The 22,989-nt window shown below is 72.4% G+C and carries 14 protein-coding genes; 9 read left to right on the plus strand and 5 right to left on the minus strand.

What is annotated here, in order from left to right; genetic code table 11:
- The 8 genes from ABH927_RS12495 to ABH927_RS12530 are packed head-to-tail and all read left to right on the plus strand — an operon-like array spanning window position 1 to window position 17,118.
- A complete protein-coding gene (locus ABH927_RS12495) occupies window positions 1-6,396 on the plus strand; it encodes an amino acid adenylation domain-containing protein (protein ID WP_370021027.1) in 6,396 nt (2,131 codons plus the stop codon).
- Entirely contained in the window at window positions 6,393-11,270 is a 4,878-nt protein-coding gene (locus tag ABH927_RS12500) for an amino acid adenylation domain-containing protein (RefSeq protein WP_370021028.1), read from the plus strand. The genes ABH927_RS12495 and ABH927_RS12500 overlap by 4 nt, the downstream gene beginning before the upstream one ends.
- The gene (locus ABH927_RS12505; RefSeq protein WP_370021030.1) at window positions 11,267-12,268 is read left to right on the plus strand and encodes a hypothetical protein; all 1,002 of its coding nucleotides are present in this window, start codon (window positions 11,267-11,269) and stop codon (window positions 12,266-12,268) included. Before ABH927_RS12500 ends, ABH927_RS12505 begins: the two co-directional genes overlap by 4 nt.
- Window positions 12,265-13,410: a Gfo/Idh/MocA family oxidoreductase gene (locus ABH927_RS12510; RefSeq protein ID WP_370021032.1), complete on the plus strand. Its 1,146-nt coding sequence runs from the start codon at window positions 12,265-12,267 to the stop codon at window positions 13,408-13,410. The genes ABH927_RS12505 and ABH927_RS12510 overlap by 4 nt, the downstream gene beginning before the upstream one ends.
- Window positions 13,407-14,147 (plus strand): thioesterase II family protein, encoded by a 741-nt coding sequence (locus ABH927_RS12515; protein ID WP_370021034.1) that lies wholly within the window; start codon window positions 13,407-13,409, stop codon window positions 14,145-14,147. Before ABH927_RS12510 ends, ABH927_RS12515 begins: the two co-directional genes overlap by 4 nt.
- Window positions 14,144-14,953, plus strand: coding sequence for a xanthine dehydrogenase family protein subunit M (locus ABH927_RS12520; RefSeq protein WP_370021036.1), 810 nt, complete (start codon window positions 14,144-14,146; stop codon window positions 14,951-14,953). The genes ABH927_RS12515 and ABH927_RS12520 overlap by 4 nt, the downstream gene beginning before the upstream one ends.
- On the plus strand, window positions 14,950-15,441 hold the full coding sequence (locus tag ABH927_RS12525) for a (2Fe-2S)-binding protein (RefSeq protein WP_370021038.1): 492 nt from the start codon (window positions 14,950-14,952) through the stop codon (window positions 15,439-15,441). Before ABH927_RS12520 ends, ABH927_RS12525 begins: the two co-directional genes overlap by 4 nt.
- A gap of 3 nt (window positions 15,442-15,444) precedes the next feature.
- Window positions 15,445-17,118: a carbamoyltransferase gene (locus tag ABH927_RS12530; RefSeq protein ID WP_370021040.1), complete on the plus strand. Its 1,674-nt coding sequence runs from the start codon at window positions 15,445-15,447 to the stop codon at window positions 17,116-17,118.
- Here the strand turns inward: ABH927_RS12530 and ABH927_RS12535 are convergent.
- Window positions 17,107-17,574: a VOC family protein gene (locus tag ABH927_RS12535; protein WP_370021042.1), complete on the minus strand. Its 468-nt coding sequence runs from the start codon at window positions 17,572-17,574 to the stop codon at window positions 17,107-17,109. The two genes, ABH927_RS12530 and ABH927_RS12535, sit on opposite strands and share 12 nt — an antisense overlap.
- The gene (locus tag ABH927_RS12540) at window positions 17,571-18,602 is read right to left on the minus strand and encodes a methyltransferase (protein ID WP_370021044.1); all 1,032 of its coding nucleotides are present in this window, start codon (window positions 18,600-18,602) and stop codon (window positions 17,571-17,573) included. Before ABH927_RS12540 ends, ABH927_RS12535 begins: the two co-directional genes overlap by 4 nt.
- 75 nt (window positions 18,603-18,677) lie before the next feature.
- Between ABH927_RS12540 and ABH927_RS12545 the strand changes: the two genes are divergently transcribed.
- On the plus strand, window positions 18,678-20,003 hold the full coding sequence (locus ABH927_RS12545; protein WP_370021045.1) for an LLM class flavin-dependent oxidoreductase: 1,326 nt from the start codon (window positions 18,678-18,680) through the stop codon (window positions 20,001-20,003).
- Here the strand turns inward: ABH927_RS12545 and ABH927_RS12550 are convergent.
- From ABH927_RS12550 to ABH927_RS12560, 3 genes are read right to left on the minus strand one after another with little or no spacing between them, the layout of a single operon-like run.
- Entirely contained in the window at window positions 19,988-21,052 is a 1,065-nt protein-coding gene (locus ABH927_RS12550; RefSeq protein ID WP_370021047.1) for a class I SAM-dependent methyltransferase, read from the minus strand. The genes ABH927_RS12545 and ABH927_RS12550 overlap by 16 nt on opposite strands.
- Window positions 21,049-21,342, minus strand: a complete 294-nt coding sequence (locus ABH927_RS12555; protein ID WP_370021049.1) for a phosphopantetheine-binding protein — start codon at window positions 21,340-21,342, stop codon at window positions 21,049-21,051. The genes ABH927_RS12550 and ABH927_RS12555 overlap by 4 nt, the downstream gene beginning before the upstream one ends.
- Window positions 21,339-22,961 (minus strand): AMP-binding protein, encoded by a 1,623-nt coding sequence (locus ABH927_RS12560; protein WP_370021051.1) that lies wholly within the window; start codon window positions 22,959-22,961, stop codon window positions 21,339-21,341. Before ABH927_RS12560 ends, ABH927_RS12555 begins: the two co-directional genes overlap by 4 nt.
- Between the last annotated feature and the right edge of the window lie 28 nt (window positions 22,962-22,989).

Consider the following 22,989-nt stretch of genomic DNA (forward strand, 5'->3'; position numbering starts at 1 on the left):
ATGCTCAGTATCGACGGGATGCGCGGCGACATCGCCGAACGCCTTGGTGAGCCGGTGGAGCGCATCGGGGACCACGACGACCTGCTCGGGCTCGGGCTCGACTCCATCGGGCTGATGAGGCTGGCCGCACGGTGGGGCAAGGCCGGGTCGGGCGTGACCTTCGCCGACCTGATCGAGCACCGCACGCTGGCGCAGTGGTGGGAGCTGATACTCAAATCGGGCGGCGCCCATGAAGACGACGCCCGGGAGCCGGTGGCCGAGCCCGCCCCCGAGATCGACGAGACCGCGCCGTTCGCGCTGGCCACCATGCAGCACGCGTACTGGGTGGGGCGGACCGACGGCCAGGTCCTCGGTGGCGTCGGCGCCCACTTCTACAACGAGTTCGACGGTCACGATGTGTCGCCCGAGCGGCTGGACGCGGGGGTGCGGCGGCTGGTGGCGCGGCACCCGATGCTGCGCTGCCGGTTCCTGCCCGACGGCAGCCAGCAGATCATGGCGGACGGCACCTGGCCGGGTCTCACCGTACGGGACCTGACGGACGTCGCCGACCTCGACGGGGAGCTTGAGCGGATCCGCGCGGAGTTGTCGCACCGCAAGCTCGACGTCGGGCGCGGCCAGGTGTTCGACGTCTCGCTGAGCCTGCTGCCCGGCGGGGCCACCCGTGTCCACGTCCAGATCGAGATGCTGGCCGCCGACGCGCAGAGCTTCCGCACCCTGCTCGGCGACCTGGCCGCCCTCTACCTGTCTCCCGGCGAGGACCTGCCGGCCATCGGCTACAGCTACCCGCGCTACCTCGCCGCGTACGCCGCGAGCACCCGGGCCGACTACGAGCGGGCGCGTGACTACTGGGCCGGGCGGCTGGCCGAGCTTCCGGGCGGCCCGGAGCTGCCGACCGCCGTCGCGCCCGAGCGGCTGGCCGACCAGCGGATCACCCGCCGGTACGTCACGGTGCCGGCCGAGCGGTGGGACAGGCTCGCCGCGCGGGCGCGAGAGCACGGCGTGACGCTGTCGATGGTCTTCCTGACCGCGTTCGCCGAGGCGCTCGCCGCCTGGAGCGCCACCGACCGGTTCGTGCTCAACCTGCCGCTCTACGACCGGCGTCCGCTTCACCCGGACGTGCAGAGCCTCGTCGGCGACTTCACGAGCCTGCTCCTGCTGGACGCCGACATGTCGGGCGAGGAGAGCTTCGCCGCCCGCGCCGCCGCCATCCAGCGCCGGTTCGCGACCGATGTCGCGCACAGCGCGTACTCGGGCGTCGAGGTCCTCCGCGAGATCGCACGCGGCCGCGGAGCCGTCGCCGCGCCCGTGGTCTTCACCAGCGCGCTGAGCCTGGGCGAGTTGTTCGGCCCCGACGTGTGCGCCTGCTTCGGCACCCCCGGCTGGACCATGTCGCAGACGCCGCAGGTGTGGCTGGACTGTCAGGTGACGGAGCGTGAGGGGGGGTTGTTCGTCAATTGGGACGCGGTGGAGGAGTTGTTCCCGGCGGGTGTGCTGGATGGGATGTTCGGGGCGTTTTGCGGGTTGGTGGAGTGGCTGGCGGAGGGTGACTGGTCGGGTCCGGTTCCGGTGTTGGTTCCGGCGGGTCAGGTGGTGGTGCGGGAGGCGGTCAACGCTGGGGTGGGTTCGGTCGGTGGTGGGTTGTTGTATGCGGGGGTGTTCGAGCAGCCGGCTGATCGTCTCGCGGTGGTGGGTGATGGGGTGTGGGTGACGTTCGGGGAGTTGCGGGCGCGGGCGTTGCGGTTGGCGGGGTGGTTGTCGGCTCGGGGTGTGGGGCCGGGGGATGCGGTGGGGGTGTGTGTTCCGAAGGGTGTGGGTCAGGTCGTGGCCGTGTTGGGGGTGTTGGCGGCTGGCGGGGTGTATGTGCCGGTGGGGGTGGATCAGCCGGTGTTGCGGCGGGAGCGGATTTTTGCGCGGGCGGGGGTGCGGTGTGTGGTGGATGAGGCCGCGTTGGGGGTGGATGCGGAGCCGTTGAGCGGGCCGGTGGTGGTGCCGGATGAGCAGGTGGCGTATGTGATTTTCACGTCGGGGTCGACGGGGGAGCCGAAGGGTGTGGAGGTGGCGCATCGGGCGGCGATGAACACGTTGGTGGATGTGCGGCGGCGGTTCGGGGTGGGTCCTGGTGATCGGGTGCTGGCGGTGTCGGCGCTGGATTTCGATTTGTCGGTGTTCGACATTTTCGGGCTGCTGGGGGTCGGGGGGGCGGTGGTGGTGATCGACGAGGACAGCCGCCGCGATCCGCAGGTCTGGCTCGACCTCATCCACCGCCACGACGTCACCATCTGGCAGACGGTCCCCGCCCTGCTCGACATGCTCCTCACCGCCGCCGAGGACGACCCCGGCCGGGGGCTCGGCAAACTGAGGATCGCCCTGCTCGGCGGCGACTGGGTCGGCCTCGACCTGCGCGAACGACTCGTGGCCCGGAACCCCGGCGCCCGCCTGATCGCCCTCGGCGGCACCACGGAGACCGCCATCCACTCCTCCGTCTTCGAGGTGCGCGAGGTTCCCGCGCACTGGACGTCGATTCCGTACGGCGTGCCGCTGGCGGGTCAGGCGTTCCGGGTGGTGGACGGGCGGGGGCGGGACTGCCCGGATCTGGTGGCGGGGGAGTTGTGGATCGGCGGCGCGAGCGTGGCCGAGGGTTACCGGGGCGATCCGGAGCGCACGGCGGCCCGGTTCGTGGAGTATCGGGGCCTGCGCTGGTATCGGACGGGTGACCTGGGGCGGTACTGGCCGGATGGGACGCTGGAGTTCCTGGGCCGGGCGGACTTCCAGGTCAAGATCGGCGGGCACCGGATCGAGCTGGGCGAGATCGAGGCGGCGTTGAAGAGCCACCCGGACGTGGGTGACGCCGTGGTGGTCACGATCGGGGAGACGACCCGCAAGCTGGCCGCCGCGCTGATCACGCGCGGGGAGATCGCCGGGTTGGAGGACCACCTGGCGGACCGGCTGCCGCGGTACATGATTCCCGAGCATGTGATCGTGCTCGACGCCTTCCCGCTCAGCGCCAACGGCAAGATCGACCGGCCGGCGGTCGCCCGGCTGCTTCAGAGCCGTGTCGCGGCCGCGGCCGTCACCGCCGGGCCGCCGCGCGGCAAGGTCGAGACCGCGCTCGCGGAGATCTGGGCCGAACTGCTCGGGAGCCCGGTCCCCGACCGGGAGGCGAGCTTCTTCGCCCTCGGCGGTGACAGCCTGCTCGCCACCCGGCTGCTCGGCCGGATGCGGCGGGCCGGCCTCTACGGCGGCTCGCTGCGCGAGCTGTTCGAACACCCTCGTCTCAAGGACTTCGCGGCGCTCCTGCGCCCGGGCGCGCCGGCCACCGCCACGGCCCCGCTGGAAGCGGATCCGGCGAACCGCTACGAGCCGTTCGACCCGACGGATGTCCAGCGGGCGTACTGGCTGGGGCGCTCGGCCGAGTTCGCGCTGGGCGCGGTCGGGTCGCACTGGTACTGGGAGTTCGACGGCGCCGACGTCGACGTCGACCGGCTGGAACGCGCCTGGAACCTGCTCATCGCGCGGCACGAGATGCTGCGGGCCGTCTTCGACGCCGACGGGCGGCAGCGCATCCAGCGGGCCGTGCCGTACGTGACGATTCCGGTGACCGACGGCGGCGAGGACGAGCTCGCGGAGATGCGCGAACGGCTGTCCGCCCGCATTCCCGACCCGGGGCGGTGGCCGCTGGCGGCGATCGAGGCGGTCCGGCACGGCGACCAGGTCAGAATCGCCTTCAGCTTCGACTTCATCGTCCTGGACGCTCTCAGCATCGTCATCGTCTTCACCGAACTCGCGGCGCTGTACGCCGACCCCGATGCGGCGCTGCCGCCGCTCGGTGTGTCGTTTCGCGACTATTTGCTCAGTGTCGCGCCCGACCCGGCCGACCGGGATTACTGGGCGGACCGGCTGGCCGAGTTGCCGCCGCCGCCCGAGCTGCCGCTGGCCGTCGACCCCGGGCAGATCGGCACGCCGCGCTTCACCCGCAGGGAGGTGAAGATCGACGCCGGGCAGTGGAAGGCGCTGCGCGAACGGGCCCGCGAGCACGGCGTGACCCCCGCGTCGGTCCTGGCCACCGCGTACGCCGAGGTGCTCGCGGCGTGGAGCGCCCAGCCGTCGCTCACGCTCAACCTCACCCTGTTCGACCGCCGCGACGTTCACCCCGACATCCACCGGATCCTCGGCGACTTCACCTCGCTCCTGCTCGTCCCGCACCGGCCCCAGACGGGTGACATGGCCGGTGACACGGTCGTCGACCTCGTCCGGGGCCTGCAGGAGCGGATCTGGGACGGCATGGAACACGGCTCGGTGTCGGCCATCTGGGTCCTGCGCGAGCTGGCCCGCCGCACCGGCAGCCCCATGGCGTCCATGCCGGTCGTCTTCACCAGCGCCCTCGGCGTCAGCGACGAACTCGCGGGTGAGCTGCCCTTCGGGCGGCAGATCTGGGGCATCTCCCAGACGCCGCAGGTGTGGCTGGACTGTCAGGTGACGGAGCGTGAGGGGGGGTTGTTCGTCAATTGGGACGCGGTGGAGGAGTTGTTCCCGGCGGGTGTGCTGGATGGGATGTTCGGGGCGTTTTGCGGGTTGGTGGAGTGGTTGGCGGAGGGTGATTGGTCGGGTCCGGTTCCGGTGTTGGTTCCGGCGGGTCAGGTGGTGGTGCGGGAGGCGGTCAACGCTGGGGTGGGTTCGGTCGGTGGTGGGTTGTTGTATGCGGGGGTGTTCGAGCAGCCGGCTGATCGTGTCGCGGTGGTGGGTGATGGGGTGTGGGTGACGTTCGGGGAGTTGCGGGCGCGGGCGTTGCGGTTGGCGGGGTGGTTGTCGGCTCGGGGTGTGGGGCCGGGGGATGCGGTGGGGGTGTGTGTTCCGAAGGGTGTGGGTCAGGTCGTGGCCGTGTTGGGGGTGTTGGCGGCTGGCGGGGTGTATGTGCCGGTGGGGGTGGATCAGCCGGTGTTGCGGCGGGAGCGGATTTTTGCGCGGGCGGGGGTGCGGTGTGTGGTGGATGAGGCTGCGTTGGGGGTGGATGCGGAGCCGTTGAGCGGGCCGGTGGTGGTGCCGGATGAGCAGGTGGCGTATGTGATTTTCACGTCGGGGTCGACGGGGGAGCCGAAGGGTGTGGAGGTGGCGCATCGGGCGGCGATGAACACGTTGGTGGATGTGCGGCGGCGGTTCGGGGTGGGTCCTGGTGATCGGGTGCTGGCGGTGTCGGCGCTGGATTTCGATTTGTCGGTGTTCGACATTTTCGGGCTGCTGGGGGTCGGCGGGGCGGTGGTGGTGATCGACGAGGACAGCCGCCGCGATCCGCAGGTCTGGCTCGACCTCATCCACCGCCACGACGTCACCGTGTGGAACACGGTTCCCGCGCTGCTCGACATGCTGCTGGTGACCGCCGGTGACCGCGACCTCGGACGGCTCTCCCTCGCTCTCGTCTCCGGCGACTGGGTCGGCCTCGACCTGCGCGAACGACTGGTGGCCCGGAACCCCGGCGCCCGGCTGATCGCCCTCGGCGGCGCGACCGAGGCCGGAGTCTGGTCCAACTTCCACGAGGTGCGCGAGGTTCCCGCGCACTGGACGTCGATTCCGTACGGCGTGCCGCTGGCGGGTCAGGCGTTCCGGGTGGTGGACGGCCGGGGGCGGGACTGCCCGGATCTGGTGGCGGGGGAGTTGTGGATCGGCGGCGCGAGCGTGGCCGAGGGTTACCGGGGTGACCCGGAGCGCACGGCGGCCCGGTTCGTGGAGTATCGGGGCCTGCGCTGGTATCGGACGGGTGACCTGGGGCGGTACTGGCCGGATGGGACGCTGGAGTTCCTGGGCCGGGCGGACTTCCAGGTCAAGATCGGCGGGCACCGGATCGAGCTGGGTGAGATCGAGGCGGCGTTGAAGAGCCACCCGGATGTGGGTGACGCCGTGGTGGTCACGATCGGGGAGGCGACCCGCAAGCTGGCCGCGGCGCTGATCGCGGGTGGGGAGATCGCTGGGTTGGAGGACCACCTGGCGGACCGGCTGCCGCGGTACATGATTCCCGAGCATGTGATCGTGCTCGACGCCTTCCCGCTCAGCGCCAACGGCAAGATCGACCGGGATGCGACGGCCCGGCTCTGCGCCGTGTCCGAACCCGTCGACGAACCACCCCGGCCGGGGCTCGAAACCGGGCTCGCGGCCGTGTGGGCGGAACTGCTGGGTTGCCCGCCGCCCGGGCGCGGGCAGAGCTTCTTCGCCCTCGGCGGCGACAGCCTGCTCGCCACCCGGCTGGTCGCCGTCGTGCGGGACCGGTTCGGGGCCGACGTGCCGCTGCGGGACCTGCTGGCCCGGCCGACCGTCGCGGACCTGGCCGTGGCCGTGGGGGCGCGACTTGATCCTGACCTGGACCACGTGGACTTCGGGGCGGACTTCGAGGAGGGTGAACTGTGACTGCCCGTGGTGGTGCGAGGCTGGTCGAAGAACTGCGGGCGCTCGGAGTGCGGCTGTGGGAGGAAGACGGCAAACTGCGCTTCCGCGCCCCCCGTGGCGTACTCACGGAGAGCAGAAAGGCCGCTCTCTCCGAGCACAAGGACGAGGTGCTCGCGCTGCTGGGTGAGGCGCGCGGGCCCGTCGCGGTCCACCAGGCGGAGCTGCGTCACGAACCGTTCCCGGTGACCGACGTGCAGGCCGCCTACCTGCTCGGGCGTGGCGAGGCGTTCGCGTACGGCGGGGTCGGTTGCCACGGCTACGGCGAGCTGGCCTTCCCGGGCGGCACGCTCGACGCCGACCGGCTGCAGACGGCGTGGAACGACCTGATCGCGCGGCACGACATGCTTCGCGCGGTCATCGAACCGGGCGGGGCCCAGAGGGTGCTGCCCGAGGTGCCCGAGTACGTCATCGAGGTCGCCGAGCGCCCGGCCGTCTTCACCCGGGGCGAGCTGGACCACATGGTCTACCGCACCGACGCCTGGCCGCTGTTCTCGTTGAAGGTGAGCCGCGAGCCCGACCGCAGTGTCCTGCACCTGTCGATAGATTTCCTGATCTGTGACTTCGTCAGCATCCAGGTGCTGCTCGACGAGCTGGCCGCGCGTTACGAGCGGCCGGACGAGCCGCTGCCGCCGCTGGAGATCACCTTCCGCGACTACCTGGAAGCCGAACGCCGCACCCACACCGGCTCCCGCTACGAACGCGACCGTGACTACTGGCTCGACCGGATCGACGACCTGCCCCCGGCCCCGGAACTGCCCGTCCTGCCCCCCGCGCCGGGAGCGGCGAGGTTCGCCAGGCACGAGCTCACGCTGTCCGCGGACGAGTGGTCCGGCCTGCGCGAACGCGCCGCCCGGCACGGGATCACACCGTCGGGCGCGGTGCTCGCCGCGTACACAGAGATCATCGGGCTGTGGAGCGCCAAGCCGCGGTTCACGGTCGACATCACGCTGCTCAACCGGGCGCCCGTCCACCCGCAGGCGGACCTGCTGGTCGGCGACTTCACCTCGGTCAGCCTGCTCGCGGTCGACCAGGACGCGGACGCGCCCTTCCACGACCGGGCCAAGGAACTGCAGGCCACGCTCTGGGCCGACCTGGACCACCGGCTGTACTCCGGCGTCGAGGTCCTGCGGGAGCTGACCCGCCGCCGCGGCGGCGCGGCGGCGCTCATGCCCGTCGTCTTCACCAGTGCCATCGGCCTGCGTGGCGAGAGCACCCAGAGGGCCTTCCCCGATCCCGGGTACGGCATCAGCCAGACCCCCCAGGTCTGGATCGACTGCCAGAACATCGAACGCCAGAACATCGAAGGCGGCGCGACCCTCGTCAGCAACTGGGACGTCCGCGAGGGCGTGCTGCCCGAAGGCGTCGCCGAAGCCATGTTCGCCGCGTACGAGGAACTGTTACGCGCCCTGGCCGCCGGCGACGACCACTGGCTCGAGGCCGCGCCCGCCCGGCTCCCACAGGAGCAACTGCGTCGCCGCTCGGCCGTCAACGCCACGCGCGGGCCCCTGCCCCAAGGCCTGTTGCATGACGGCGTGCTCGCTCAGGCTCTCCGCACCCCCGGCGCTCCCGCCGTCATCGCCGACGGGCGGACCCTGACCTTCGCCGAACTGACCGCCCGCGCCGCGGCCGTCGCCGCGACCCTGCGCGACGAGCACGCCTGCCGGCCGGGCGACCTGGTCGCGGTGGTGGCCGACAAGGGCTGGCAGCAGGTGGTGGCGGTCTTTGGAACCCTGATGGCGGGCTGCTCCTACGTCCCCGTGGACACCTCCCAGCCGCGGGCGCGCCGGGACGGCATCATCACCGCCGCCGGAATCCGGGTCGCCCTCACGCAACGCGACCTCGCGTACGACGAGTGGCCCTGCACGCCCGTCGCCGTCGACGACCTGACGTCCGGGGAGGCTCCCGCGGCCGAGGCGACGCCTGACACGCTCGCCTACGTGATCCACACGTCCGGATCCACCGGCATCCCCAAGGGCGTGATGATCACCCATCGGGCCGCGCTCAACACGGTCCGCGACATCGACGCCCGGTTCGCGGTGGGGCCGGGCGACCGGGTGCTCGGGCTGGCCGGCCTCGGGTTCGACCTGTCGGTCTACGACCTGTTCGGGCCGCTGGCGGCCGGAGGCTGCCTGGTCCTGCCCTCTCCCGACCGGCGCGGCGACCCGGCGCACTGGGCCGAGCTGATCGCCGAGCACGGCGTGACGTTGTGGAACTCGGTCCCCGCGCAACTGCAGATGCTGCACGACTACCTCCGGGCCACCCCGTCCGTCACCCTGCCGACCCTGCGCCTGGCGCTGCTGAGCGGCGACTGGATCCCCGTGCCGCTGCCCGACCAGATCAGGCGGCGGCTTCCCGGGCTGGCCGTGGTCAGCCTCGGCGGCGCGACGGAGGCCGCCATCTGGTCGATCATCTATCCGATCGACGAGGTCGATCCGTCGTGGCGGTCCATCCCCTACGGTGTGCCACTCACCAACCAGACCTTCCACGTGCTGGACGGGCGGATGCGGCCGCGCCCCGACTGGGTGCCCGGTGAGCTCTACATCGGCGGCGCCGGCGTGGCCGAGGGCTACCTGAACGATCCCGAGCGGACCGCCGCGCGCTTCGTGACCCAGGCGGGCGAGCGGCTCTACCGGACCGGTGACCTCGGCCGTTACCTGCCCGACGGGGTCATCGAGTTCCTCGGCCGCGAGGACTTCCAGGTGAAGATCCGCGGTCACCGGATCGAGCTGGGCGAAATCGAAGCGGCCCTGGCAGACCATCCCGATGTGGCCGGATGCGCCGTGGTCGTCGACGGCACGCCGCCCCTCGACCGCAGGCTGACCGCTTTCGCCGAGCCCGCGCGCCGCCTGCCGCCGCCGTTGCCCGCGATCAGCGCGGACGCCGCCGAGCTGCGCGCGGCCGTCGAACAGCCGGGGTACCTCGACTATCTGCGCGTCCTCGACCAGGTGGCGCTCGGCGTGATGCTCGACGCGTTCCGCGCGGCCGGGCTGTTCGAGGGCGGGCGCCACGGGCTGGACGAGATCTACGCCGCGACCGGGGTGCTGCCCAGGCACCGGCGGCTGGTCCGCCGCTTCCTGAACGCGCTGGTCGAGGAGGGCGTGCTGACCGAGCTGGACGGCGCGTACGAACTGGTCAAAGAGCCCGACCGGTCATGGCCCGACATCGAAGGCGATCGGGCACTGCTCGACTACTTCCGCACGGCGGGCGAACACCTGCCCGCGCTGCTGCGCGGCGCTGAGAATGCGGCGGCGCTGCTGTTCCCTGAGGGCCGCCTCGAGATCACCGACACCCTGTACGCCGGAACGCTGTTCAACCAGTGGGCCGGTCGCACCGCCGGGCAGATCGTGGCGCAGCTCGCCGCCGGGCAGCCGGAACCGGTCCGCGTCCTGGAGGTCGGCGCGGGCGCGGGCGGCCTGACGGCCGAGGTGCTGGCCGCACTGGACGACATCTCGGAAGACACGCCCGCGTTCGCCGACTACCTTTACACCGACCTGTCGCCGTTCTTCCTCGGCGAGGCCCGCCGCCGGTTCGCCGGACGCGACGACATCCGGTACGCGGCGTTCGACCTGGACGAGGACATCCGTACGCAGGGACTGACGCCCGGCTGCGCCGACGTGATCGTCGCCGGGGACGTGCTGCACGCGACCCGGGACGTCGCGGCCACCCTCGGCCGGCTGCGCGAGTTGCTCGCGCCCGGCGGCTGGCTGGTGTTCGTCGAGATGACCCGTGACCACCACCAGATCATGGCTTCGCTCGAAGTGCTCGTCCGCCTCGACGAGGAGACCGGCGACTTCCTCGACCAGCGTCGCGGCACTGATCGGACGTTCCTCAGCGCGGCGGAATGGGCGTCCATGGTGGCCGGCGCGGGCGGCGAGCCGGCCGCGTGCCTGCCCACGGGCGACGGCCCGCTGGCGGAGATCGGCATCCGTGTCTTCGCCGCCAGGTTCAAGGCCGACAGGGCCACGCTCGACCCGGTCCACCTGCACGACCATCTCGCCGAGCGGCTCCCCGAATACATGCTGCCGCGCCTGCAGATCGTGGATTCGCTCCCGTACGGCAGCACCGGCAAGATCGACCGGGCCGCGCTGCAGGCGTGGCTCACGCCCGCGGTGGAGCAGGCCACCGCCGCCGGAGGTGAGGAGCCCCGCACCGACCTCGAACGCCGCGTCGCCGCGATCTGGTCCGAGGTCCTCGGCGCCCCCGGCGTGGCCCGCGACCAGGACTTCTTCACCCTCGGCGGAGACTCTCTGCTGGCCGCGCGACTGGTCGGCCGGGTGATCGAGGAGATCCCCGAGGCCGCCCGGGCGTTCTTCGACGAACTCCTTCGCCACATCCTGGAGCACCCGACGGTCGCCGCCCTCGCCACCCACCTGACCAGCCATGTCACGACGTCCACGGCAGGCGCCACCGAGGAGAACGCGGTTCTCACCCCGCTCGGCGGCACCGGCCCGGGGCGCTTCCTCGTCGTCGGCGCCACGGACGAGGTCCTGGAGGCCCTGCGCGACCTGGGCACGGCCTGGCGCGTCACGACCGAAGGCGACGCCGACCGCCTGCTCGCCGACGTCGTGGCCGCGACGCCCGGAGACGCCCCTGTGAGGGTGGTGGGCTGCGCGGCGGGCGCGCCGCTGGCGCTCGAACTGGCCAGGCACCTGTCCGAGGCCGGGCACGACGTGGCCGGGCTGACCCTGGTCGAGCCCGAGATGGGAGCGGCCAAGCCGGACCTGTACGCCGGAGACGTCACGCTCGTGGGAGCCCCGCTGGCCTGGTGGAGCGACGTGTGCCTCGGCGAACTGTGGATCCACGGCGCCGACGACCTGTGGGAGGCCCTGCGATGATCACCGTCATCGGCGGCCACGGCCAGGTCGGCGCCCACGCCGTCGCCCAGCTCCGCGCCTGGGGGGCGGGACCCCTACGCGTCGGCGGCCGCACCGCGCCGGACCGTGTGGACGCACTCGACCCCGCCGGCCTGGCGGCCTTCTGCGCCGGCGCGACGACCGTGCTCAACTGCGCGGGGCCCGCCGCCGTGATCGGCTCCCGCGTCGCCCGGGCGGCGCACGCCGCCGGAGCCCGCTACGTGGACGCGTCGGGAGACGACGCCCTGCACGCGGAGCTGAGCCGGCTCGCCGGGCCGTGGACGGCGGTCGTTTCGGCCGGGATGATGCCGGGGCTGAGCGGGCTGCTGCCGCACGTTCTGCTCTCGGGCTTTCCCGAGGCCGAAACCTTGACGGGCTACGTCGGAGGGCGCGACACGATCACGGAGGTCGCGGCGGTCGACTACCTCGGCGCCGACGCGTACGGCGAGGCCATGGCGGCGTGGCGGGGCGACCGGCGGGTGCCGGGAGCGTTGCGCACGCGGCAGGCCGTTCAGGTGCCGTTCTATCCGGAGCCGATCACCGCTGTGCCGTACCTCAGCACCGAGACGGAGCGCGTGGCCAGGCGGCATGGGCTGCGGGAGGTCGAGTGGTACTCGGCGTACGCGGGGAACCGCGTGCTCGCCGCGCTTTACGGGCGGCCGTCGGCGGACGAGTTGCGCGCGGCGGCGGAGCTGGACGCCTTCGGGCATGAGCGCTACCAGCTGCTGGTCCTCACCGCGAGCAGTGACGACGAGTCCAGGTCGCTCGTCCTGCGCGGGACCGGTGCGAGCGCGCTCACGGGGACGGCGGCGGCCCTCGCGACGTGGGCCGTGGAACAGGGTGACGTGCCGCCCGGGGTGTGGCATCTCGCGGAGATCCCGCACGGTCCATCCCAGATCCTGGACCGTCTGGCCGGCTGCGCCGCCGTCGTGGCCTGTGACCTGCATGTCGACGCCGGTGTCGAGGAGGGCGTGCTGTGAGTGGTCGGCCGAGGGTCGTCGTGGCGGGGACCAAGTTCGGGCAGGTGTACCTGCAGTCGTTCCGGCGGCCGGGGTTCCCGTTCGAGCTGGCGGGAATCCTCGCGCAGGGCAGCGCGCGGTCGAGGGCCTGCGCCGAGCACTACGGCGTGCCGCTGTTCACCCACGTCGACGACGTCCCGCCGGACGTCCGGCTCGCGTGCGTGGTGATCAGGGGCGGGCTGCTCGGCGGGGCGGGCGCCGAGGTCGCCCGGGCGTTGATGGAGCGCGGGATCCACGTGTTGCAGGAGCACCCGCTGCACCACGACGAACTGGCCGAGTGCCTGCGCACGGCGGCGCGGGAAGGCGTCGTCTACCATCTCAACTCGTTCTACGTGCACACCCCGCCGGTCCGGCGCTTCATGGCGGCCGCGGCCGAACTGCTCAGCCGGCAGCGGCCGCGGTACGTGGACGCCGCGTGCGGGTTCCAGGTGGCGTACGCGATGCTCGACATCATCGGGCAGACCCTCGGCGGGGTCCGCCCGTGGGGGCTGGCCGAGCCCGCGCCGCCGTCGCCCGAGCTGGCGAGGCTCGCCCGCACGGGGGCGCCGTTCCGGGCGCTGGACGGGGTGATCGCGGGGGTGCCCGTGACGTTCCGAGTGCAGAACCAGCTCGACCCGGCCGACCCGGACAACCTCGCGCACCTGCTGCATCGGATCACGCTGGGCACCGAAGGGGGGCACCTCACGCTCGTGGGCACCCACGGGCCGGTCACGTGGAGTCCCCGCCCGGACTTCCCGCAGCAGGTCCAGGACTCCAGCACGGGAACCGTCCACTTCGCCGAACCGGACGACGCCGTCGCCGACCATCTCGACGTGCCGAGCGTGTTGCCGCTGGGCGATCCGGTCGCGGCGAGCCATCGGCGGATCTTCGACACCGTGTGGCCGGAAGGCGTCGAGCACGCGCTGACCGAGCTGCGCGACGCGGCCCGCGCGGGGGAGCCGCCCGCCCGCCGTGGTCAGTACCACCTCACCCTTTGCCGGATATGGCAGGACATGACCAGTAAACTCGGGCCACCCGAGCTCCTTCACGGCGAGACCGCCACCCCCCTCTCGCCCGACGACGTCGCCGCCCTCGCCAAGGCCGCGGGGGAGGGGGACGCGTGAACGACTGGCTCCGGGCCTACGCGCCGCGTCACGCGCCGCGCGTCCGCCTCGTGTGCTTCCCGCACGCCGGCGGCAACGCGAGCTTCTACCACTCCTGGCACGCTCACCTGCCGGAACACGTGGAACTCCACGCCGTGCAGTATCCGGGCCGCCATGACCGGGTCTCCGAGCCGCTGGTCCGGCGGATGGACGAGATGGCCGACCGGGCCGCGAAGGCGATCGCGCCGCTGGCCAGGCGCGGGCCCGTCGTCCTGTTCGGGCACAGCCTCGGCGCGTCGGTCGCGCACGAGGTGGCACGGCGGCTCGCCGTGCGCCCGGCCGCGCTGGTCGTGTCGGGGCGGCCCGCGCCCGACCGGCTGCGCGACACCGCCGTCCACCTGGCCGATGACGACACACTGTGGGCCGAGATGGGACGGCTCGGCGGCACCGAGCAGGAGGCGCTCGACCATCCGGTGCTCCGCGAGCTGACTCTGCCGATCCTGCGCGCCGACTACGAGGTGGCCGAGACCTACCAGCCGCCCGCCCGGGAGCGGCTCCCCGCGCCGATCATGGCGTTCATCGGGGATCGCGACGTCGAGGTGAGCGAGGACGAGGCGCGGGCCTGGTCCGAATACACGCGGGGCGGGTTCCGGCTGGCCGTGTTCCCCGGCGGGCACTTCTACCTGGTCCCCCGCGAACGGGACGTGGTCGCCGCGCTCGTCCGGACATGCGCGCCGTGGGGAGGCGACGGCCCGTGATCCCCGCCGCGTTCGGCTACCGGCGCGCCGGCGACCTCGCCGACGCACTCACCAGGCTCGGTCAGGGCGGGGTGACCGTGCTGGCGGGAGGCCAGTCGCTGCTGCCCGCGCTCAAGGCGCGCACCGCCCGCGCCGAGACCCTGCTCGACATCGGGCACCTCGCGGAGCTGTCCCACATCACCGACAACGGCTCGCACCTCGCCATCGGCGCGACCACCAGGCACTGCGACCTGGCGGCCAGCGACCTGCTGCGGGAACGGCTGCCGTCGCTGGCCCGAGCCGCGGCGCTGATCGCCGATCCGCAGATCCGGCACATGGGGACGATCGGCGGGTCGCTCGCGCACGCGGATCCGGCCGCCGACCTCGTCCTGGCCGGAATCGCGCTGGACGCGAGCGTCGTGCTGGCCCGCCGGGACGGCCTCCGCGTCGTCGCGCTGCGCGACTTCGTCCTCGGGGCGGGCCGTACCGCGATCGAACCGGGCGAGCTGATCACCGAAGTGCGGGTCGCACCGGACACCGGGCCGTGGAGTCACCGGAAGTTCCACCGCGACGCGCTCGAATGGGCGATCGTCGCGGTCGCCGTCTCCTCCGGGCGCGTCGCGATCAGCGGCCTGGCGCCGGTCCCCGTGCGCGCGCTCGGCGTGGAGGCGGCCCTCAAGCGAGGCGCGGGAGCGGCCGAGGCCGCCGCGCTCGCCGACGCCGGCACAGACCCCCCGAACGACCGCACGGCGGGCGCCGACTACCGCCGCCACCTGGCCCGCGTCCTGACCCGCCGCGCGCTCATCGAGATCGGAGTCGCCCCGTGACCGAATCCGGCGCCCAAGAAGACGTCGAGATCAAGCTCTCGGTGAACGGACGGCCGGTCGCCGCCGCCGTCGAGCCGCGCACCACCCTCGCCGGGCTGCTGCGGGGCGAGCTCGGGCTGACCGGAACGAACATCGGGTGCGACACCACCTCGTGCGGCGCGTGCACGGTCCTGCTCGACGGACGGGCCGTCAAGTCCTGCACCGTGCTCGGCGCGCAGGTCCACGGGCGGCCAGTCGTCACGATCGAGGGGCTGGCGGACGGTGACCGGCTCCACCCGGTCCAGCGGGCCTTCCACGAGCACCACGCGGTGCAGTGCGGCTTCTGCACACCCGGCATGGTGCTGGCCGCCGTGTCGCTCCTCGGCTCCGCGCCCGGCCCGCTCACCGAACAGGACGTACGGCTCGCGCTCAAGGGCAACCTGTGCCGCTGCACCGGCTACCACAACATCATCCAGGCCGTCCTGGCCGTGGCGAACGGAGATGAGTGACGGATGTACGTCCTGGGGATCAACATCGGGTTCCACGATTCGTCGGCCGCGCTGCTGCACGACGGCGCGCTGCGCGCGCTGTTCGAGCAGGAACGGCTGAGCCGGCGCAAGCACGCGGTCGGGCAGCCGCCCGTCGAGGCCATCGCCGCCTGCCTCGCCATCGAGGGCATCACCCCGCACGACCTCGACGCGATCGCCATCGGCTGGGACTTCCGCGATCTGCCGCTCGGCCGGAACAAGCGGTTCACCCCCGAGGGCCTGCGCGCCATGCTCTTCCCCGGCCACGACGACCTGACCCTCCCCCCGGTCCGGTGGATCGCGCACCACGTCGCGCACGCGGCCAGCGCCTACTTCAGCGCGGGCGTCGACGAGGCGGCCGTCATCGTCGTCGACGGCGCGGGGGAGACCCAGGCCAGCTCGCTCGGAGTGGCCCGGGACGGCCGGATCACGCTCACCCGCGAATGGGCGGTCGACCAGTCACTCGGCTTCTTCTACAACGCCGCCGCCGAATGGGCCGGTCTCGGCTACTGGGGCACCGGCAAACTCATGGGGCTGGCCGCCTACGGCCGGGCCCGGCCGGGTATGCCGCTGCGCGCGGCCGACGGCGGCTACGAGCTGACCGGTGAGCCCCCGGCCGGGCCGGTCAAGGTCGGCATCACCGGACCGCTCACCGCGTACTACCCGGTCGTGTCGGCCGCCGTGAAACCGGCGTTCGCCCAGTTCTTCCCGTACGCCGAGCGGACCGGTGAGGAGCCCGTCGCCTACGCGGACTTCGCGGCCAGCGTCCAGGAGGCACTGGAGGAGGCGGTGCTCTCGATGGCCGAGCACGCGCGCGCCGAGACGAGGCTGCCGGTGCTGGTGCTGGCCGGCGGCGTCGCGATGAACTGCACGATGATCGGCAAGCTGGTCGACAGCGGGATGTTCGAGCGCGTGTACGTGCCGCCGGTGCCGACCGACGCCGGGGTGTCGCTGGGCGCGGCGCTCGTCGTCGCGCAGGAGCAGGACCCGTTCACTCCGACCGCCGTCGACCACGCGTACTGGTCCGGCGACCTGACCACCGAGGAGGCGCGGGTGGCGGCGTCCGCCGCCGGCCTGCCGTACCGGGAACCGGGGGAGGACGGGCTGATCGCCTTCACCGCCGCGCGGATCGCCGAGGGGAAGCTGGTGGCGTGGGCGCGCGGTCGCGGGGAGATCGGGCAGCGGGCGCTCGGGGCGCGCAGCATCCTCGCGGACCCGAGGGACCGGCGCAGCCTCGAACGGCTGAACGTGGTCAAGGGGCGGGAGATGTGGCGGCCGGTCGCGCCCAGCATCCTCGCCGAGCACCTGGGCGAGCTCATCGAGGGCCAGGTCGGCGATCCGGCCAGGTTCATGCTGGCCGCCTCCCGGGTGCGGCCCGACGTTCGGGTGCGCGTCCCGGCCGTCACCCACGTGGACGGCTCGGCCCGGCCGCAGTCCGTCCATCGTGACACCAACCCGGCCTACTGGGCGCTCATCGAGGAGTTCCGGCGGCTCACCGGCGTCCCGGCGGTGATCAACACGTCGTTCAACCTGTCCGACGAGCCCATCGTGAACAGCGCCGCGGACGCGGTGGCCACCTTCGTCCGCGGCAAGGAACTCGACCTGCTGGTCCTGGGCGACCTCCTGGTCGCCCGAAGCGACGAGGAGCTACCGGCGTAGGTCTCCGGTCCGCCAGCGATCGCGCAGGCGGCGGATGAAGAAGTCCCGGTTGACCCAGTAGATCTCCAGCCAGATGCGGTCCGGGTCGCGGAGCCAGATCTGCGACCCGGCCTCGTGCTCCGACGTGGTCACGCCGCTGTGCTCGACCCCGGCCTCGGTGAGGTGGGCGGCCCACAGGTCCAGGTCGTCCCGATCGGGGACGTGGTAGGCGAAGTGGTGCAGCCCGACCCGTGACTCGTCGAAGACGTCACCGTCGATGCCGGCCAACGGACGGCCCAGCACCACCGATGCGAACGACCCCGGGTGGACGAGGGTCACGAACCGGAATCCGGACTCCGGCGGGGTCACGTCGTTGACCTGGATCATCTGGAACACCTTGCAATACCACTCGGTGCTGCGCTCGATGTCGGTGACCGTGAGGTTCAGGTGGGTGCGGCCGTCGAGGCGGAGCGTCACAGCGCCTCCCCCTCGATGACGGACCCCTCGATGACGGACATGGTCGGCGTTTGGGTGACCGACGCCAGCCGCAGGCCCGCCCCGGCGAACAGGCCGGCGAACTCCTCCTCGGTGCGCGTGTGCCCGCCGAACAGCGCCAGCGCCTTGACGTCCATGACCTTGCCGACGTCCCAGCCGTCGCCCGGCGTCCGTACCGACTCGATCACCAGCAGGCGGCTGTCTTCCCGCATCGCGGCCCGTACGGCGCGCAGGATCGCGGACGCCCGCTCGTCCGGCCAGTCGTGCAGGATCGTCTTCATCAGGTACGCGTCGGCGCCCGGAGGTATGTCGCCGGAGAAGAAGTCGCCGCCGCGCGCCTCGCACCGGTCGGCGACGCCCGCCTCCGCCAGGACGGCCGGGGCGTGCTCGGCCACGTGCGGCAGGTCGAACAGGATCGCCGACATCGCCGGGTTGCGCCGGAGCACTCCCGCCACGAACGTGCCGTGCCCGCCGCCCACGTCCACCAATGTCGTGATGCCCGACCAGTCCACGGCCGGGACCACGGTCCGCAGGACCAGCGGGTTCACACTCTCCGCCGACCGCTCGAACCGGTCGCACTCGTACGGATGGTCCGCGCACCAGTCGTAGTAGCCCGTGCCGTACAGGTCGTCGAAGGCCGTGTGGCCGGTGCGGATGGCGCCGGTGAGCCGCGCCCACGACCTGACGTCCGGGGGCATCAGCGGGAAGCACTCGCGGACCGAGAACGGGTGGTCCGAGCGCAGCGGCTCGGCCAGCGGAGTGAGGGCGAACGTGCCGGGGTCGAGCTCGGTGAAGATGCCCCGGCCCGCGAGGGCCCGCATGGCGCGGAGCAGGGTCGGCGCGTGCGCTCCGGTGGCCGCGGCGATCTCCTCGACGGGGCGCGGGCCGTCCACGAGCTGGTCGGCCACGCTCATGTCGCACATGACCCGGATGGCGAACGGGACGATGTAGTCGGCCAACTCCGTCAGCTCGGTGACCGCCTGGATGTCGACGCGGGGCCGTACCGGCATGAACCCTCCCGTTCACAGCGAAAAATACTGGTTACAAGATACGAGAAACGACGGTTTTGGGATAGCGTCGAGAGCATGCACATCAACGTCTTCACGCAGTGCTCCCCGTCCCCTCAGTTCAAGGGTTTCTGGCGGCACCGGGCTGACCGGACGGCCACCGGCTACCGGTCGCTGACCTACTGGGTGAGCCTTGCCAGGAAGCTGGAGCTGGCCTGCGTGGACGCGCTGTTCTTCGCCGACGTGCACGGCGTCTACGACGTCTACGAGGGCTCGTGGGCCCCGGCCGTGCGGCACGCGGTGCAGATCCCGTCGATCGACCCGGTGCTGGTCATCCCGGCCGCCGCGGCGGTCACCGAGCATCTCGGGTTCGCGGTGACGTATTCGACCACCTACCACCCGCCGTACGAGTGCGCGCGGCTGTTCAGCTCCCTGGACCACCTGACCGGCGGCCGGATCGCGTGGAACATCGTCACGTCCTATCTCAGCTCGGCCACGCTCAACGGGCTCGGCGAGTATCTCGACCACGACGACCGCTACGACCGCGCCGACGAGTACCTCCAGGTCGTGCGGGCATTGTGGGAGGACAGCTGGGACGATGACGCGGTGGTGCGCGACCCGGACAGCGGCACCTTCGCCGACCCGGACCGGGTGCGGGAGATCGGGCACAAGGGTCGCTGGTTCGAGGTGCGCGGGCCGCACCAGTGCGAGCCGTCGCCGCAGCGCACCCCGGTGCTGTACCAGGCGGGCGCGTCGGCGCGCGGGCTGACCTTCGCGGCCCAGCACGCGGAGGTCGTCTTCCTGACCCTGCCCGACCCGGCCGGGGGCGCGCCGCAGGTCGCGGCGCTGCGCCGGCGGGCCGCCGAGCTCGGCCGCGACCCGCGATCGATAAAGATCCTGCAGGGGTCGATGGTGATGGTCGGCGAGACCCGGCAGGAGGCCCGCCGCCGCGCCGAGGAGTACGTGAAGCTGTGGGACGGCGAGGGCCAGCTCGCCAAGTGGTGCGGCTGGATGGACTTCGACCTGGCCGCGTTCCCCGGCGAGACGCCCGTGTCGGAGATCGCCTCGAAGGGGAGCCACAGCTTCGTCGGCTTCCTCAAGCGCCTCGGCCCCGAGCGCGAGTGGACGGTGGACGACGTGCGCTACCTCGTGTCCACGGCCCGGCGGCCCCGGCGCAACAGCCCCGTGACGCTGTTCGGCACGGTCGAGGAGGTGGCCGACCGGATGGAGGAGTGGCAGAGCGTCGCCGGCGTGGACGGGTTCAACCTGATCCCGTGCCCGACCACGCAGGGCATCGACGACATCTGCGACCTGCTGATCCCCGAGTTGCAGCGGCGCGGCCTGTTCCGCACCGCCTACGACCCCGCGCAGGTCACCCTGCGGCAGCGTTACACCAGCTCGTAGAGGCGGTGGAAGCGGTCGCCGATCGGCAGTTCGCGGGCGTCGGCGAACCCGGCGGCCCGCGCGTAGCGGCGGACCGTGTCCGGCCGCATCACGGTCCCCGTGCCCGCCGAGTCCTCCCCGGCCAGGCATGCCGGCAGGCAGTGCAGCACGCTCGTGCCGTACTGGAACCGCTCGATCTCGTCGCCCGGGGCCGTGAACCGCGGCGCGACGCGGGCGTCCAGCACGAGCGCCACGCCGTCTTCGGCGCGCAGCGCGCGGCAGGCCGAAAGGACCGGCACGGGACGGCTCATCTCGTGCAGCGTGTCGAACACGCAGACCAGATCGTAGGAGCCGGAGACGGTCGCGGCGTCCGCCGCCTCGAACGTGACACGGGACGACACCCCCGCCTCCGCCGCGTTGCGCTCCGCGTCGGCCAGGATCGGCTCGTCCAGATCGAATCCGTGTACGGTCGCCAGCGGATACGCGGACGCCAGCGCGATGGCCGCCCACCCCGCCCCGCACCCGACGTCCGCGATCAGCGCGGGCGCGGAACTCAGCCGGGCGTGCAGCGACGGCAGCACCGAGGTGAGCCAGCCGGGCAGGAAATGGGTGAACAGCGCCCGGTTGGCCCCGGAGTGCCCCGCTCGCCAGTCGTCGCCGTAGACGTCGTCCGGGACGCCCTCGCCGGTCCGGAACGCCTCCAGCAGGCTCGGCAGGGCCGCCGCGACCCCGCCCAGCGGAAGGGTCGTCAGCGACACCATCGACAGCGGGCTGCCGGACGACAGGAGAACGACGGCGTGCTCGGGTGGCAACGCGTAGCAGCGTGACCGGTCGCCGGCGAGGGCGTCCTCCACGGTGAGGAACCCGGCGACGGCCTGCTGCTCCAGCCACTCTCTGGCGTACCGGGGGGCGATCCCGGCCCGCGCGGCGAGTTCGTCCGGGGTCGCGGGCGCCTTCGCCAGGGCCTCGTACAGCCCGAGCCGCACCCCGAGATAGCAGGCCAGCAACTCCTGCGTGTGCAGCATGGCCGTGAACAGCCGGACGCTCAGCGCCCGGGAGGACGCCGTCACGCGGCCGCCACGTCTCCGCGTTCGCCGAGCACGTTGACGACGTGTCCCGCCACCGACTCCACCGTGGTGATCTGGCGCGCCGTGGCCTCGTCGATGGGGGGCAGGTCGAACTCGTCCTCCAGCGTGAACGCCAGCTCCAGCAGCGCCAGCGAGTGGTAGCCGAGGTCCTCGACGAGCCGCGACGCGCCCGCGACGGCGACCCCGTCGGGGTTGGGGGCGAGCTCGCCGACGATCTCGGCGACGTAGTCGTGGATCTCCTGCTCTGATCGGACGGTCGTGGACTCGGTCATGAGATCTCCTCAGCTATAACGGTTCCGGGAAGGCGGTCCTCGGTGAAGTCCCGCCACAGGCGTCGGCGCTTGGGTTTGCCGCTTGAGGTGCGGGCGATCGAGCCGCGTGGCGCGTCGAAGAACACCACCTCGGCTCCTTCGGCGCGGCGGCGCAGCAGCGGTCCGGCGGCCGCCAGCCACTCGGCCCGCGCCTGCTCGAAGACGACGGCCACGGTGGGCACGCCCGAGCGGTGGCCGAGAAGGGCCGCCATCCGCAGCGGCGGCACCCCGGCCTGGCTCAGCGCCAGCTCCAGGTCCTCGGCGAACAGCGCGCGCCCGCGCAGCTTCAGGCTGTCGCCGAGCCGCCCTATCACGTAGAGCTGCCCGTCATGGACGAACCCGGCGTCGGCCGTGCGCAGCCCGTCCTCGTGGCCCCTGGCCACGTTGGGGCCCCGGACGACGATCTCGCCGACCTCGTCCTCGCCCAGCACGCGCGCGTCGTCGTCCTCGATGGTGACCTGGACGCCGGGGAGCGGACGGCCGCAGCCGGTGATCGGCTGGAGGTCGTCTCCTTCGAGCTCGGTTCCGTCGCGCTCGATCCGGCCGCCGACGCGCAGCGAATGGGGGCGTACGCGCAGGGTCGTCCACTCCTCGTCCGGGTCGAGCCCGGTGACCGCGAGCGTCGCCTCGGCCAGGCCGTACGCGGGCTGCAGGGCGCGCCGGTCCAGCCCGTACGGGCCGAGCAGGGCGCAGAAGCGCTCCAGCGCGGCGTCGTCGACGCGTTCCGCCCCGACGATCACCGTGCGCAGCGCGGAGAAGTCCATGCCGCGCAGCTTCTCCGGCGTGACCCGGCGGGCGACGTACCCGAGCCCGAAGTTGGGCATCGACGTCAGCACGGCGCCGGATTCGCCGAAACAGCGCAGATAGCGCGCCGGGTCGCGGACGAAGTCCTCAGGTCGCATCAGCCACAGGTCGCTCCCGTTGACGATGGGCGTGATCAGGCACCCGATCAGTCCCATGTCGTGGTGGACGGGCAGCCAGGAGGCGGTCGCGTCGTCCGGGGTCATCCGCAGCCAGGCGCGGATCGAGGCCACGTTCGCCGCGAGCGCGGAGTACGGGATCTCGACGGCCCCGGCGGGACCGCTCGACCCGGACGTGAACTGCAGCAACGCGAGCTCGCCCATGGCCGGTTCGAATGACGGCTCGCCGGGCGAGGAGGCCGTCATCTTCTCCACCGGCAGCAGCGGGATCGTGCCGACCTGGCCGGTCAGGGATTCGGCCACGGCCAGGTCGGTGACGAGCAGGGCCGGTTTGGCGGTGGCCAGCAGACCCGTCAGATGCGCCTGGTATGCGGCGCGGTCGCCGAACGCCTGCGGTGGTGCGATCGGCGAGGGCGTGGCGCCGGCGAGCATCGCGCCGAACAGCGTGCCGACGAAGTGCGGCCCCGAGTGCTGGATGATCGACACGACGTCGCCCGGCCCGGCCGACCGCTCCCGCAGCGCCGCGGCCACCGACCGGGCCAGCGCGGCCAGCCGGGGATAGGGCCACAGATCCCAGCCGCCTCCGGGGTCGGCGAACCGGATGCCATGCGAGGGGTCGGGGTCCGAGATCCAGCCCAGCAGGGCGTCCTGAGCCTGCATGTCCCCCCCAACAGATGCCAAATACAAT

This window comes from Planotetraspora sp. GP83, from assembly GCF_041262585.1.
Lineage (GTDB): Bacteria > Actinomycetota > Actinomycetes > Streptosporangiales > Streptosporangiaceae > JAOEGB01.

What these genes read in the sequence shown, in the direction of transcription:
- ABH927_RS12555 (WP_370021049.1), bottom strand. Translation starts at nt 21,342, where the DNA reads ATGACCGAGTCCACGACCGTCCGATCAGAGCAGGAGATCCACGACTAC.
- ABH927_RS12560 (WP_370021051.1), bottom strand. Translation starts at nt 22,961, where the DNA reads ATGCAGGCTCAGGACGCCCTGCTGGGCTGGATCTCGGACCCCGACCCC.
- ABH927_RS12495 (WP_370021027.1), top strand. Translation starts at nt 1, where the DNA reads ATGCTCAGTATCGACGGGATGCGCGGCGACATCGCCGAACGCCTTGGT.
- ABH927_RS12540 (WP_370021044.1), bottom strand. Translation starts at nt 18,602, where the DNA reads ATGCCGGTACGGCCCCGCGTCGACATCCAGGCGGTCACCGAGCTGACG.
- ABH927_RS12505 (WP_370021030.1), top strand. Translation starts at nt 11,267, where the DNA reads ATGATCACCGTCATCGGCGGCCACGGCCAGGTCGGCGCCCACGCCGTC.
- ABH927_RS12530 (WP_370021040.1), top strand. Translation starts at nt 15,445, where the DNA reads ATGTACGTCCTGGGGATCAACATCGGGTTCCACGATTCGTCGGCCGCG.
- ABH927_RS12545 (WP_370021045.1), top strand. Translation starts at nt 18,678, where the DNA reads ATGCACATCAACGTCTTCACGCAGTGCTCCCCGTCCCCTCAGTTCAAG.